The organism is Mesorhizobium sp. RIZ17 (genome assembly GCF_051127865.1).
Taxonomy (GTDB): Bacteria; Pseudomonadota; Alphaproteobacteria; order Rhizobiales; family Rhizobiaceae; genus Mesorhizobium; species Mesorhizobium humile.
On sequence record NZ_CP147861.1, the window covers coordinates 3,462,101 to 3,475,331 of the forward strand.

14 protein-coding genes are annotated in these 13,231 nt (G+C 59.3%); 6 read left to right on the forward strand and 8 right to left on the reverse strand.

Going from position 1 to position 13,231, the window contains the following annotated elements:
- Positions 1-3: 3 nt before the first annotated feature.
- From WDX12_RS16600 to WDX12_RS16625, 6 genes are all read right to left on the reverse strand, one after another.
- Complete coding sequence (locus WDX12_RS16600) at positions 4-1,512, reverse strand: TadE/TadG family type IV pilus assembly protein (protein WP_320298781.1); 1,509 nt, start codon at positions 1,510-1,512, stop codon at positions 4-6.
- A gap of 59 nt (positions 1,513-1,571) precedes the next feature.
- Positions 1,572-1,877: a hypothetical protein gene (locus WDX12_RS16605; protein ID WP_320298782.1), complete on the reverse strand. Its 306-nt coding sequence runs from the start codon at positions 1,875-1,877 to the stop codon at positions 1,572-1,574.
- Complete coding sequence (locus WDX12_RS16610; RefSeq protein ID WP_320298783.1) at positions 1,864-3,309, reverse strand: type II and III secretion system protein family protein; 1,446 nt, start codon at positions 3,307-3,309, stop codon at positions 1,864-1,866. Before WDX12_RS16610 ends, WDX12_RS16605 begins: the two co-directional genes overlap by 14 nt.
- Before the next feature lie 51 nt (positions 3,310-3,360).
- Positions 3,361-4,389 carry a Flp pilus assembly protein CpaB gene (gene cpaB / locus WDX12_RS16615; RefSeq protein WP_320298784.1) on the reverse strand — a complete coding sequence of 343 codons (1,029 nt, stop codon included), beginning with the start codon at positions 4,387-4,389 and terminating at the stop codon, positions 3,361-3,363.
- 71 nt (positions 4,390-4,460) lie between these two features.
- Entirely contained in the window at positions 4,461-4,664 is a 204-nt protein-coding gene (locus WDX12_RS16620) for a Flp family type IVb pilin (RefSeq protein WP_434721247.1), read from the reverse strand.
- Positions 4,665-4,804: 140 nt separating this feature from the next.
- A complete protein-coding gene (locus WDX12_RS16625; RefSeq protein ID WP_320298786.1) occupies positions 4,805-5,008 on the reverse strand; it encodes a Flp family type IVb pilin in 204 nt (67 codons plus the stop codon).
- A gap of 498 nt (positions 5,009-5,506) precedes the next feature.
- Between WDX12_RS16625 and WDX12_RS16630 the strand changes: the two genes are divergently transcribed.
- The 6 genes from WDX12_RS16630 (at position 5,507) to WDX12_RS16655 (ending at position 11,029) form a co-directional block, all read left to right on the forward strand.
- On the forward strand, positions 5,507-6,892 hold the full coding sequence (locus WDX12_RS16630) for a CpaF family protein (RefSeq protein WP_320298787.1): 1,386 nt from the start codon (positions 5,507-5,509) through the stop codon (positions 6,890-6,892).
- On the forward strand, positions 6,892-7,863 hold the full coding sequence (locus WDX12_RS16635; protein ID WP_320298788.1) for a type II secretion system F family protein: 972 nt from the start codon (positions 6,892-6,894) through the stop codon (positions 7,861-7,863). Before WDX12_RS16630 ends, WDX12_RS16635 begins: the two co-directional genes overlap by 1 nt.
- An 81-nt stretch (positions 7,864-7,944) precedes the next feature.
- Positions 7,945-8,829 (forward strand): type II secretion system F family protein, encoded by an 885-nt coding sequence (locus WDX12_RS16640; RefSeq protein WP_430699311.1) that lies wholly within the window; start codon positions 7,945-7,947, stop codon positions 8,827-8,829.
- 52 nt (positions 8,830-8,881) lie between these two features.
- Entirely contained in the window at positions 8,882-9,424 is a 543-nt protein-coding gene (locus tag WDX12_RS16645) for a tetratricopeptide repeat protein (RefSeq protein WP_434721248.1), read from the forward strand.
- 9 nt (positions 9,425-9,433) lie between these two features.
- Entirely contained in the window at positions 9,434-9,973 is a 540-nt protein-coding gene (locus WDX12_RS16650; protein WP_320298790.1) for a prepilin peptidase, read from the forward strand.
- 6 nt (positions 9,974-9,979) lie between these two features.
- Positions 9,980-11,029, forward strand: coding sequence for a phosphatase PAP2 family protein (locus WDX12_RS16655; protein WP_320298791.1), 1,050 nt, complete (start codon positions 9,980-9,982; stop codon positions 11,027-11,029).
- Between the two features lie 412 nt (positions 11,030-11,441).
- On the opposite strand, the gene WDX12_RS16660 is transcribed toward WDX12_RS16655, so the two are convergent.
- The gene (locus tag WDX12_RS16660) at positions 11,442-12,698 is read right to left on the reverse strand and encodes a penicillin-binding protein activator (protein WP_434725650.1); all 1,257 of its coding nucleotides are present in this window, start codon (positions 12,696-12,698) and stop codon (positions 11,442-11,444) included.
- 108 nt (positions 12,699-12,806) lie between these two features.
- Positions 12,807-13,175, reverse strand: a complete 369-nt coding sequence (locus WDX12_RS16665; protein WP_040989379.1) for a hypothetical protein — start codon at positions 13,173-13,175, stop codon at positions 12,807-12,809.
- Positions 13,176-13,231 lie beyond the last annotated feature (56 nt).

Consider the following 13,231-nt stretch of genomic DNA (forward strand, 5'->3'; position numbering starts at 1 on the left):
GCTTTACCGGTAAAGCTGCGCTTCGTTGCGCTGTAGTTTTTTCAGGGTGTTCTGGCCGACCGAGGTGCTGATGTCCTCAAATTCGGCATAGATATCGGCGTTGGGCGAGCCTCCCGCTGGCTCGGTGACAAACATGCTGGCGAAGGCCTGGACGGGCAAGGTCTGTCCGCCGCCCTGCACATTGTTGGCACCGCAGTCGATGATCGCGACGTAGAGCAGCCGCCTGTCAGCACTTTGCGTGGTTGTGTTACACGCCGGGGCGGTCTGCTCAAAGCTGGTCCTCAGCGCGGCGTCGGATTGGTGCTGAACCTCATAATTATACACGCAATATCTGCTGGGGTTGTTGCCGCAAACATTCTTTACGATCTGTCCTTTGGATGTGTCTTTCGGATAATTGGTGTCCCAGTATCCTGGACTGGTCGAGGTGCCGTAGAAATTCCAAGTCCCATCTCCAAGGACGCCGGCTTGTGTGCAGCCCCCATTGTAGAAGCAGTTATCCCTAGGCAGCGCCATGTAGTTCTTCGCTTGCCCACTGCTCGGAGTGGAATAGCTGCAATTCTTCCCTGAGCCCGAGGCAACCATGCCTTTGCGAACATTGGGCGCCGGGGGGTTCACGGTCGGATCGGTCTTGTAAGGTCCGCTGTTGTCGAAAAGATCGAAACGGGTGTTGATGCCGGTGTTCACCGGAGGGATGTTGCCTGGGCGAGTTGTCACGCCGTTTTGGCTGTAGCAAGCCGGTGGGTTTGTCACGGCGAACATCTCAGTGAGTGTTGCCGTGGACTTGTCGCCTTCAGGGGAGGATAGGAAGCCATAGTTTCCCGGCCCGTACTGAGCGCTGTTGCCGCCGGTCTGCTCCTTAAGCCAGACCATCGGCTTGCTTGTTCCCGAAACGGCCGTCTGGAGGGCACCGAGGGAGGTGTACGGATTACAGATGAACATCGGCGTGAATTGGCACAGCGCGTTGGTGAAGCCTGCGACGGCTTCCGCGCCGACATTGAAGCTGTTGGCCGAACTGCCCGAGAGGTAAGAAACGGGGAACATGGCGGTGAAGCTCTCCGGTTGAGCCGTCACCTGGATGAACTTGGTTGCAGCCGCCGATGCTGCATAGTTGGCCGAAGTGATTGGAGAGGAATCACTTGCGGGAATGCTCGCAAGGAAGCACCAGGAGATCTGGCCTCTCGACCGGCATGCGGAATAGGTCGGATTGACCGTGGCGCTCCCCGTGCCTGGCAAGGTCACGACGCCTGCATCGGCGAATATGGTATTGTTGGAAACCAGGTTGCCAAGCGCTCTCTCTGCTCGCGTCCAGGCATCCGAATTGCCATCAAGCTCCGCCGCGCCGGCAAGCGCCAGCGCATCGACACCTTTTTGCAGATCGTTGTGCAGGCCGTTCGCGCGGCTCATATCGAGGGCCAGCACGGCGAAGCCGACAAGCACCGGCAGCATGATGGCGACAAGGATCATTGCTACGCCGCGCTGATCGCGCCAGAATTCACGAATGGTCCCCAACATGACCTACTCTCCATTCGTGTCGGGTGTCCTCGCGCGCCCGACGCGCTGCATCCTTCTGTTTAGTTCGTTACGATCGGCGCGCTCGACGGCCCGACATTGACTGTCATGTTCGTCGCTGGTGCTGCCGATCCGCTCGGCGGAAGCTTGTATTTTTGAACGACGCCGACAGACCGGGCGCCGTCGCCTTCGATCTTGGTGTTGTTCGAAGCCGGGTTGTACGGATCGACCGTCTGCAGCAGCTGATTGGCCTTCTGCGAGTCGCCCGATGCCAGCGTCATCGTGTCGTAATTGTTAAGATAGTCGGCCGCGCAGCCCGCAAGGAGGCTGCTGCCGAGAAGGACGAGCAGGAGCTTACTTTTTGACATAGAGCAGCTTGTCCTTCGATTTGACATCCAGCATGTGGCCATAGGGTCCGGTGACGCCTTCGCCATGCTCATACATGCGGATCATGTCCTTGCTGACTTCGAGCTGGCCGAGCAGCATGAGTTCGGGATCGTTGGCGGGCCTTGTCTTGTCGAATGGCGTCGCCAACTGCTCGCCGGGCTTCACCGGCCGCACGAGATGCGGCGTGACGATGACGACCAGCTCGGTTTCTTCCTTCGCCGTGCTCGAATTGTGGAACAGCGCGCCGACGATCGGGACCTGACCGAGCCACGGCACCTGGTTTTGCTGTATGGTGTTTTTACTCGAAAGCAGGCCGCCGACCGCGAAGCTCTGGCCGTCGCGCAGGTCGACCACCGTCGACAGTTTGCGGTTGGTGAAGATCGGGTCGCCCGCGCTGGTGAAGCCGGTCAGGTCGCTGACTTCCGGCGCCAGCTTGATGTGGATCTTGCCGTCGTCCAGCACCACCGGCGTGAAGTTCAAATTGACGCCGAACTGCTTGAAGACAATCTCGACTTCGCCTTGCGCATTGACGCTGCGAACCGGCACTTCGCCGCCGGCGTTGAAGCTGGCCGTTTCGCCGGAGACCGTGGTGAGGTTCGGTTCGGCCAGCGTACGAACGACGCCTTTCGCTTCCAGCGCCTCGATGATGAGGTCGACCTTGATGTTGCTATCGATGATGCGGGTGATGAGCGCTGCGAATGGGTTGGTGTTTGACAATAGCCCGCTGACCAGATCGCCGGTTCCAAGCACGGTACCGTCCTTGTCGACCGTGGCGTCGCCAGTCCCAACAACCGTCGTGCCCCGGCTGTTCTTGCTCCTGAACGACACGCCGAGATCGCGACCCGCATTGCGCTTGGCCTCCAGAATGCGTACCGACAGATTAACCTGCTCGCTGTCGTCGATCGTCACGGCATTGATGATGGCGTCCGGACCATATTGCTGGGTGACTTCCACGATGGATGCCAACGTCGCGGCGTCCTTGACGTGACCGCTCAGGCGAACCTTGCCGTTGATCGAGCCGATCTCGATGCGCGCCTTTGGCGCTACCTGGCGAATGGCGACCGCCATGTCGCTGACATCCTGGCCGACCTCGATCTGGATGGCGCCAAGTGAGCGCTTGTCCTCGGAAAACAGATTGACGGTGGTGGTGCCGACGCTCTTGCCGATGATGTAGAGCGTCTTGTCGGTCATCGGCTGCGCGTCGGCGATCTTCTCGTCGCCGACCACGATATCGCCCAGCGTCGCATTGACTGTGATCGTGGTCGATTGCGAGACCGGCACGAACACGCGGTGCAGCGACGGGTTCGACACATCGATAAACCGGTCAGCCGCCCTGGCCGGATGGCCAAGCATCGCCGGTGCAATCAACAAGGATAGCGCGACCGCCGCTATCCTTACGCAAAACCCGTTCATTCCCCGTCTCCCCGCTTACTGCCAATGGCAGCCCCGCCGCACCGACCCTCGTCAGTCTTGTCGCGGCACTTCGTATGTTTCCAGCTTGATACCACGGAACACACCGACTGTCGCTTGCTTCGGCGGTTCCGGCTGGACGTATTTGATCACTTCCTTCACCTGAGGCTGCGCCTGGGGAGCGGCGGCCACGACCGTAACCGGCTTTGTCTTGCTCATCTGGTCGATCTGGCTGCCGACTCGTTCCACGGCCTTGGCCAGTCCGTCTATCTTCTCGTCGGCCTGCTTGCGCGCCGCTTCCTCGGCTGCCTGCCTGTCAAGTTCAGCCTGGCGCTTGGCGACATCCTCCGGCGTGTCGCCGGTCAGGTCCGCCAGGGTGACCCTTTCATTCGTCTCACCTTTGCTGCCGGCAGCCTGGCGCAAAGCCAGCGACAACTGGCCGGCGCCCGCTGCCAGTGTCAGCTTCTGGGCGTCTTTTGTGCTCACTTCGACCGTGACTGCTTTCACGACTTGCGGGGCGTCTTTGCTCTCGTCGGCAACCTGGTCGACGGCGAGCACTTTCACGCTTTGCAACAGCACGTCGACAAAACTCTTGTCGACGCCGTCGTCGCCGCGAACGTTTCGGGTCAACAAAACATCGACTCGATCGCCTGGAAAGACAAAGCCCGCGACGCCGAGTACGTCGTTGACGCGGATGGAAACCGCTTTCATGCCTTCGCCAAGCACGGCCGACAGCGTCGCCCGCTGCCCCGGCCCGGTAATCTTGGCGGCGAGAATGGGTTCATTGGCGCTGATCGATTGCAGCGCCTGGCGCGCGCCGTTGCCGGCCATCGCTTCTTTGATAGTTCCGAAGGCCCCTGCCGGCACGGCTCCCGCCGGCCACGCAATTTCGCGCAATTTGTCGGCGCTCAGCGCATCGCCGAATTTCAGTGGCACCGCCGCGACCACGACCGAACTGATCTGCACGCCATTGGACTGCGCCAATGCGTTCCGCTGGCCAGCAAGCCAGATATTGACGAGTACAACCGCCAGTACGCCGAATATGCCGGCGAGGACGATCATGATCAATGTATTGGCACGCATGAGCCCCGATGCCCCCGAAAATGGAACAGACGATCCGGGACTGGGCGCTACCTAGCCCCGGAACAGAGTTGCTAGCAGGCGCTGATCACCGTCCCGCTATTAGCTTTCAGCGTCGTGCAGAGCGTCGCGAACTGATGAGTCACGTAGGCGCCGATGCCGACAATGGCGGTGATCGCCGCCACGGCGATAATGCCGATCAGAATGGAATATTCGACCATGGCAGCGCCGTTTTCATCGTCGCGGAACTGCCGGGTCATCGTCATGAGCTTCTTCATGCCAATTTCTCCCTTTGGAAGTTTGAACACGATGAGGCAGCGCCTGGGGCAAACCCCCGTACCCATACCACCCTTCATGTTCATTCCTTGGATATGCGAATGATAGGGGCCGAGCTCTACCCGGCCCCGTATCCAGATTATCAGCAGGTGATCGTTGCACCGTTTGGATGGGCCTTCAGCGTCGTGCAGAGGGTCGCGAACTGATGAGTCACATAGGCGCCGATGCCGACGATGGCGGTGATCGCCGCCACTGCGATAATGCCGATCAGAATAGAATATTCGACCATAGCAGCGCCGTTTTCATCGTCGCGGAACTGCCGGGTCATCGTCATGAGCTTGTTCATGCCAATTTCTCCCTTTGGAGGTTTGAACCCGACGAGACAGAGCCAAGGAATGAACCCCATACCCAAGCATCCCCCGTCACGTTCAATCCTAGGTCGCGCGAAAAAGCAGTGTCAAACGGATTAACGGAAGCTTAACCTTTCAATACTCGATCTGAGGCTTTCTCAATTGCGACAAGGGCTTGATTCGCCTCATTTTTCAAGTGATTTTAACCATTCATTCACAATTATGCCACGGTTGGATCGCGCTGTTGACGTATTAGAAATCCGACATAATTCAGTATATCTAATGCGTTGGCGGACTTAAGTGGCACTGGTCACGGCAAAGGTCTTAGGACCTTGGTCTGGGTGCGAAGGGTAAGTCAAAAATAGTTATGTTGTTTCGCAACTACTTTCTTAACTATGTCACAAGTAATGCGCGCACCTTGGCGTCAGACCGCTTGTGCCCCTTGTGGTTAACGCTTAGTTTCCGGCTTGGGGAAATCAAAAGGGGTAGGCGGCATGTTGGGTCGCTTCATCAAAGGGCCAAGTGAGCAGCGGGCGTTGCAGGCGCCGCCCGTGGTTGCGATCTCGAATGGGGCGGCCTCGGTCATCGCAACGGATGCCGAACCGCAAGATCTCGACTTCCTGACCTTGAAAGTCGAGCTGCATCGCCATCTCATCGATCGTTTCAACCTGTCGGCGCTGGAAACTGCGTCAAAGGAGGAAATCCTGAACGAGATTCGGCCGATCGTGCGCGAGTTCGTGCGAAGCCGGAACGTGCCCTTGAATGCCCGCGAGCTCGATCAACTGACCAGCGACACCGCCGACGAGATGCTCGGCCTCGGGCCGATCGAACCGCTGCTCAAGGACGAATCGATCACCGACATTATGATCAACACCCATGAGCGGGTGTTCATAGAGCGTCGCGGCCTGATCGAACAAACCTCGATTCGCTTTCGCGACGAAGCGCATCTGCTGCGCATCATCAACAAGATCGTCTCGGCCATCGGTCGCCGGGTCGATGAATCCGCGCCGATGGCGGATGCCCGCCTAGCGGACGGCTCGCGCGTCAACATTGCTGTGCGGCCGGTCTCGGTCGACGGCCCATTGGTCTCGATCCGCAAATTCTCGAAGAACCCCTATTCGCTGGAACGCCTGATGGCGTTGAATTCGATCCGCCAGCCCATGATCGATATGCTCAGGATAGCGGTGCAGGCGCGCAAGTCGATCCTGGTTTCCGGCGGCACCGGCAGCGGCAAGACGACGCTGCTCAATGCCCTGTCGAGCTACATTCCGTCAAAGGAACGTCTGGTCACCATCGAGGACGCGGCGGAACTGCAATTGCAGCAGCCGCATGTCGGACGGCTGGAGACGCGCCCGCCCAATGTCGAGGGCAGGGGCGAGATCCGCCAGCGGGAGCTGGTTAAGAACGCCCTGCGCATGCGCCCCGACCGCATCATCGTTGGCGAAGTGCGCGGCGAGGAAGCCTTCGACATGCTGCAGGCCATGAACACCGGCCATGAAGGCTCGATGACCACCATCCATGCGAATACGCCGCGTGACGCCATCTCGCGCCTGGAGCAGATGATCGGAATGGCTGGGTTGCCGATGACGCATGAATCGATCCGTGCGCAGATTGCCTCGGCCATCGACATCATCGTGCAGACGCAGCGCCTTTCTGACGGCGGACGGCGAGTCGTCTCCATTTCGGAGATCACCGGTATGGAAGGTAACGTCGTGCAGTTGCAGGAAATCTATCACTATGTCAGGCGCGATGTTGCCGCCGACGGCACGATTATCGGCGATTTCCGCGCAACCGGCGTCCGCCCGCGCTTTGCGTCCGAGGCCGCTACGCTTGGACTTCATTTTGCCAAAGACGCCTTCAATCCGCAGGTCGCCCTGTGATGCTGACGGGACAGGCGTTACTCTATTTTATCTATGTGGTTGCGGCCGCCTCGGTCATCCTTGCCGGTGAGGCTTTCTATCTCTCTCTGGCAGGCCGGCGTTCGCGTCGGGTCGCGGTCAATCATCGGCTTCGCCGTATCGCCGATGACGCACCGGCGGAACGGGCATTGCAGGGTTTGTTGCGCGAACGCGGACTGACCGATTCCGGCGACTTTATCTCCGGCTTTGTTTGGCTTAATCGGCTGTACACCCAGTCCGGCGTTACCGGAAATCCACTGACCTTCGCAACATCGTTTTTCCTGACCGGCCTGGCGCTGGCACTGCTCCTTTGGTTCTTCGTCGGCCTCGCTGCGCCGGCGGCCTTTATCGTCTTCCTTGTGGTTGGCTTTGCGCTGCCGCTTCTCATCTTGCGGCGGGCCCGCAGGAAAAGGGTGCAGAAGTTTGCAGGCCAATTGCCCGATGCACTGGATATGATCGTGCGTTCATTGCGCGCCGGTCATCCCGCCTCCGTCGCTATTGGTCTTGTCGCCCGCGAAATGCCGGATCCGCTTGGCACGGAATTCGGCATCGTCGCCGACGAAATCACCTTCGGATTGAGCATGGAGCAGGCGGTGCGGAAATTGTCGGAGCGGGTGGGTTTTGAAGGGCTTCACCTGCTTTCGGTGTCGCTGTCGATCCAATCGAAGACGGGCGGCAACCTTACCGAGATACTCTCTAACCTTTCATCCGTGCTGCGCGAGAGACAGAAGCTTAGATTGAAGATCAGGGCGCTCTCGGCTGAGGGCCGCGCATCCGCGTGGATCATCTCGCTCTTCCCGATCGCAATGTTCTTGATACTCCAGATTATTTCGCCGTCATACTACGGAAAAGTCTGGGGAAATCCTGTAATCTTGCCGGTCTTCCTGACATTCGGCTTTTGGGCGCTGCTAGGCGACTACATCATGTATCGCATGGTTGCTTTTGATTTCTAGGAGTGAGCCATAAATCTGCTTTCCAACACCGATGATTTGATTTTCCTGGTCTCAGTCGCCGTGTTCGTGGCGGCGGTTGCCATGTTCCTGTTCGGGGCGTTGGTATTCCTCCCGGCAATGCAAACGCGCAGGCTTGTAACTGACAGTTTGGTTGGCGATGCGCGTATAGACCCGCGCTCGATCCTTGGGCAAGACCAGCGCGCTAAGATCGCGGCGCAGAAGCCTGTCGACGCCTATTTCAAATCGATCGAGAAGGAGCGCAACGAGCCGAACGCTCTCGAAGCCAAGCTCTTTCGCGCCGGCTTTTATCACGCGAGCGCGCCTCTGATTTACACACTTTGCCGGCTAGGCGCCGTCGCCGCTGGCTTTCTGATCATGTATGCCCTGTTGTCGAAAATCATGCCGCCGCGGCTACCTGGCTTCTTCACCGTCGCGGGCGCGAGTTTGATCGGCCTCGGCTGCATCGTCATCCCGAGTATCATGCTCGACCGCTTCGAAAACACGCAGAAGCAGATTTACCGTCGCTCCTTTCCCGATTTCATGGACATGATGATCACCTGCGCCGATGCGGGCATGAGTCTCGAGGCCGCGGTCGAGCGTGTGAGCCAGGAGATGGCGAGCACGCACAAATGGCTGGGCATCCAGCTCTCGATCATGAATCTGCAATTGCGGGCAGGCAAGCCACTGCGCGATGCCTTGCGCGAGCTTGCCGATCGTATCGGACTGGATGAGGCAAAGGCGTTGGCGGTGCTGTTCCGGCAGTCGGAAGAGCTCGGCACCAGCCTCACCGACGCTTTACGTGTCTACAGTGCTGAGATGCGCAGCCAGCGAATCCTGCGGGCCGAAGAGCGCGCCAACGCCTTGCCGGTCAAGATGATGATACCGCTCGGCCTGTGCATTTTCCCGGTCGTCATGATGGTTGTCATGCTGCCAGTGATCATTCGCATGAAAGGCACTTTCTTCTGATCCGCCATATGATTATCTTCTAAAATAGAGTCGGGGACTCGTGGGACACAAAATGACAAAGCGCCTCGCAGTCGCGACCAGCCTGCTGCTGATCTTCTTAGCCGGTTGCCAAACGAACGACTCCACGGGCGGCGTCGTGCGCACCAACGAGCCCGCCAAAGGCGATTATACCGCCTTCGGCGACGCCTTCGACGGGCTGAAGACCGTCAGCGATGTCGACTATTACGCTTCGGACCAGGCGATCACCGAAGCCAAGACCCAGTTCCGTTCCGAAAACTACGGCAACGCCGGCGCCCTTTTCTACAAGGCGACGCGGCTGGCGCCCAATGACGGCGTCGCCTGGCTCGGCCTCGCCGCCTCGTGCGACCGCATCCGCCGCTTCGATCTGGCCGACATGGCCTATGGCCGGGCTTACCGGCTGCTCGGCGCGACGCCGGAATACTACAACAACCTCGGCTATTCCTATCTGCTGCGCGGCAAGTTGCAGGACGCGCGCAGCAACTTCCTCAAGGCCTATGAACTGGCACCAAACGATCCGACGGTCGCCAACAATCTGAAACTGCTGTCGTCCAGCGTGCAGAATATCGAGCGGTAGGGGCGACCCATGTTGGTGACCGCTTCGCTTGTCTTTCAGGGGCTGGCAATCCTGCTGCTCGGGCGCATTGCCTGGATCGATTTTTCCACACAGCGTATACCCAACCGAGACGTGCTGCTGTTGCTTTGCCTTGGCCTCGGAGTTCTGCAATTCCAGTCGCTGCAAACTCACTCATGGTTGGATATGGGCCTGAGCGCATTCGGCGGCCTCGCCCTGTTCCTGGCGCTCTTTCCATTCTGGCTCTTGCGCAAGATCGGCGCCGGCGACGTCAAGCTGATGAGCGTCACCCCATTTCTGATTGGCGGAGGCAATCTCGCCGTTTTTTCCATATTGCTGCTGGCTTTCGCAGTCGCCACAGCGGTTGTGATCAAGAATCCATTCCTGCTGCCGGCGGGGATGTTCCGCCACTATGTGCAGCATATGGACCGCAAAGGGATCGTGCCCTTCGGCGTGCCGATCTCAATGGCCGCGATCTGTGCGCTGGCAATGCAGATGTATCATGCCCTGATAGTGGCAACCAGCTCAGGGATACTGGAGCAGCTCAACTAGTCGGTCATGAACGCTATGGGATTCAATGATAGTTGGAAGAGTTGGCATTCCAACAGGCATTTCCTCTTCGTGGTTTTGCTTTACGCATTGGCTGCAGTTATCGCCTCTGCCCATTGGCATATCCCAGTTGACATCCAGATATACAGCGATGCCTTTTTACTCTTCGGGTTTGGCGTAACAGTTATCCTGTTCGCGGTCATCTCCGTTCGCGTCATGCTCGAACGACCGCCGCGTCTCTATCCCGCCATCCGTGATCGCCTGCTGGTTCACAAGCTGCCTGAGCGGCTAATCATTGGCCTGCCCGTCATGCTGGTCCTTCCGATCTTCTTTTCTTTATTTACCAGCATGAAGGATGGCATCGGTCGTATAGTTCCGTTTTATGCAGATAAATATCTTATAGAATTCGATAGAATTATTCACGGCGGAATTGATGCGTGGAGGATATTAGGCCAATTTTTTGGGACTGCGTTTATCATATTCAGTTTGAATTTTCTATATAACCTTTGGTTTATAATTATGCTTACAATTCTGTTTTGCGTAACTTTTACAATTGAAAATGAGAGAGTCCGTTCCCAATACCTCGTAGCGTTTGTCCTCATTTGGGCCGTTTTGGGTAACGTTGCTGCAGTACTTTTTTCCTCGGTGGGCCCGGCCTTTGTTATGAGCTTTTACAATGATTCCACGTTTCTGTCCTTGATGAATTCTCTCCAGGCGACAAACAAAGTCTATCCTGTTTGGGCCCTTGACGCTCAGCGTTTGCTCCTTGCCAATGCGGGATTGCATGGCCCGCGCCTGGGCAGCGGCATCTCTGCGTTTCCTTCGTTGCATGTTGCCGTGGCTACCCTGAACGCGATCTATCTCTGGCGCTTTGGCGGGTTACTGCGCTGGTTCGGCGTTGCCTTTTTGATCGCAATTCAGCTGGGCTCTGTGCATTTGGCCTGGCACTACGCCGTGGATGGCTACGCTTCGATGCTGGCGACACCGGCCATCTGGGTACTGGCCGGATGGCTGTCCGATTTACCCCGGCGGCCCGTCGCCCTGATAGCCGCAAGCTAGCAAGCCCCCCTAAACCCCGACGTCGATTTCTCCGCCAGCCTTAGCTGACCTTTTCGATCCTGAAGAAGGGCGTCGACCTCTGGCTTGACCTGTCGGCATGTAAACGGAACGGGTCTCTCCAGCCGCCGAAGCCGCTCGTGTTCTCCAGTCGGCGCTTGTCCAAGGCGATATGGCAATGTCTCCGATATCATCCATCCGAATGCGCGCTGGCTCAGAAGCCGCTTAACTAAGTCAGGCGCCATCTGCGTTGCGGTACCGGTTTTTTCTCCGGCGCGTCGCCTGAAGTAGCCGGTTTTGGCGAGTCAAACACCAAGCGTTCGATGAGGGCAACCGCCCCTGCCGCTGTCGCGCAGAGAGCAGCCAAAACGAATAGCTTCCTAAGAAAATCCAACGAGCCCCCCAAGCCTAAGAGCTAAAACCCCGACGTCGATTTCTCCACCAGCTTCAGCTGTCCCTTTTCCACCTTGAAAAACGGCATCGACCTTTGGCTCGAGCCGTCGGCGCGGAAGCGGAACAGGCCGGTCGAGCCGCGGAAGCCGGTCGTGTTCTCCAGTATCTGCTTGTTGAAGCCGTCGGGTCCGGCCGAGCTCGCTATGCCCGCGCTCAGCGCCACCATGTCGTAGGCATAGGCCACGTTGACGTCCGGCTGGTACTTATAGGTCGTCTTGAAGCGGTCGGCGATCGGTCCGGTCTCGCCCTCGTCGAGCGTCGCGATATAGGCGCCCTCATAGAGCGGATCCATCGGGCGCTCGAGCCAGCGGTCGGTGCCGATCAGCGTCACGGCCTTGCCTGGAATGCCCTTCGCCTTCAGCGCGGCGAGCACGGCGATAGGGCTGCCGTCGCCGCAGGCGACGACCACGGCGTCGGGCGCCTCGACCAGCGAGCCCATGTCGGACACCACCTTGGCGCCGCCATCCGTCGCCGAATAGGGCAGCGTCACGGCAAGCGTGGCGCCATAGATGCTGAGCGCATTGGCCACTCGGGATTCAATGGGGCTCGAATCCGCGCCCGCCGGCACCATCAGCACGAATTTCCTGGCGCCCTTGCCGGCGATCGCCGCCGCGCCCGCCGCGGCGCTGTCGGCTTCGCTGAGCCGCACGGAATAGACGCCGGGGCCGCCGGTGAAATTGTCGGCCAGCGCCAGCACCGGCGGCCGCTTGGAGCCGGAGAGCTTGGCGATGTGCTGCGCCGCCGCAAGCTCGGACGGTCCGATGACGACCTTCGCCGTGCCCGACGTGATCGCCTTCACCGCAAGCTCCTTGGCGTTGGCGCTGTCGCCGCGCGTATCCTGGATCGTCAGCGTCAAGAGCTTGTCGCCGAGATCGGCCATCGCCAGCCGCGCGCCGTCATACATCTTTCGGCCGTTCTCGCCCGTGCTTCCGGGGGCCGAAAGCGGCAGCAGCATGGCCACCTTGGTCGGCCCCGTGCCGAACGTCAGATTGGCCTTCGCGGCGGCGGCCGAGGTCGGGCGGTCCGACGTCGCGCTGGCCAATGCCGGCTGGGCGGGCGCCGCGGGAACTCCCGCCTGGCCGGCGGGCGCCGCGATCGCCGATGGATCGAGCACGTCCGATGCGCCGCTCTTGGACTGGCATCCGGACGCCGCCACCGCAACGGCAAAGACCAGGGCCAGGGCTCGCCAACGCTCGCGTCGGAGATCAGTCGCCCGCATCATGCCGGTATGCGCGGCAACCGGCGCCGTGGCCGCGCAGGCGTGCGCCTCCACCCGGGCTTGCATCGTCATCATTGCAGCCGGTCGGCGCAGCGCACGCCCGTCAGCTCAATGCATATACTCGACCATGCGGTCGTGGAAGCACTCGCATTTGTTGAGCGTGTCTTCGTCCTTGTAGTTCGTCTTGAGGTAGCCATAGGCCATGCCGCAGGCGACCTTGGCTTCCGAAGCCCAGACGAAGGCGGGGCGCGACGAGTTGATCCATTCCGGACTGTTGGCGACGGCGACCGACTCGTCCATCAACTTCACCACATGGTCCTTGAGCTCGACCATGTTGTCGGTCAGCACCAGGTCCGAGGTGCCGACGGTGCGGCAATAATTCACCGCCGGCTCACCGATGATATCGGCGGCGAAGCCCGTCGACCCGGCGAGCAGCAGCGCCGCGGCCGAAGCCAGCAATCTTGCGGAATGTCTCATGTAAGCCCCTCTCCAGATTACGAATTCACGTGTTGCTTATGCATAGCATGGGAGTG

What these genes read in the sequence shown, in the direction of transcription:
- WDX12_RS16610 (WP_320298783.1), bottom strand. Translation starts at nt 3,309, where the DNA reads ATGAACGGGTTTTGCGTAAGGATAGCGGCGGTCGCGCTATCCTTGTTG.
- cpaB (WP_320298784.1), bottom strand. Translation starts at nt 4,389, where the DNA reads ATGCGTGCCAATACATTGATCATGATCGTCCTCGCCGGCATATTCGGC.
- WDX12_RS16625 (WP_320298786.1), bottom strand. Translation starts at nt 5,008, where the DNA reads ATGAACAAGCTCATGACGATGACCCGGCAGTTCCGCGACGATGAAAAC.
- WDX12_RS16660 (WP_434725650.1), bottom strand. Translation starts at nt 12,698, where the DNA reads ATGCGGGCGACTGATCTCCGACGCGAGCGTTGGCGAGCCCTGGCCCTG.
- WDX12_RS16645 (WP_434721248.1), top strand. Translation starts at nt 8,882, where the DNA reads ATGACAAAGCGCCTCGCAGTCGCGACCAGCCTGCTGCTGATCTTCTTA.
- WDX12_RS16640 (WP_430699311.1), top strand. Translation starts at nt 7,945, where the DNA reads ATGTTCCTGTTCGGGGCGTTGGTATTCCTCCCGGCAATGCAAACGCGC.
- WDX12_RS16600 (WP_320298781.1), bottom strand. Translation starts at nt 1,512, where the DNA reads ATGTTGGGGACCATTCGTGAATTCTGGCGCGATCAGCGCGGCGTAGCA.
- WDX12_RS16605 (WP_320298782.1), bottom strand. Translation starts at nt 1,877, where the DNA reads ATGTCAAAAAGTAAGCTCCTGCTCGTCCTTCTCGGCAGCAGCCTCCTT.
- WDX12_RS16620 (WP_434721247.1), bottom strand. Translation starts at nt 4,664, where the DNA reads ATGAAGAAGCTCATGACGATGACCCGGCAGTTCCGCGACGATGAAAAC.
- WDX12_RS16650 (WP_320298790.1), top strand. Translation starts at nt 9,434, where the DNA reads ATGTTGGTGACCGCTTCGCTTGTCTTTCAGGGGCTGGCAATCCTGCTG.
- WDX12_RS16665 (WP_040989379.1), bottom strand. Translation starts at nt 13,175, where the DNA reads ATGAGACATTCCGCAAGATTGCTGGCTTCGGCCGCGGCGCTGCTGCTC.
- WDX12_RS16635 (WP_320298788.1), top strand. Translation starts at nt 6,892, where the DNA reads ATGCTGACGGGACAGGCGTTACTCTATTTTATCTATGTGGTTGCGGCC.
- WDX12_RS16655 (WP_320298791.1), top strand. Translation starts at nt 9,980, where the DNA reads ATGAACGCTATGGGATTCAATGATAGTTGGAAGAGTTGGCATTCCAAC.
- WDX12_RS16630 (WP_320298787.1), top strand. Translation starts at nt 5,507, where the DNA reads ATGTTGGGTCGCTTCATCAAAGGGCCAAGTGAGCAGCGGGCGTTGCAG.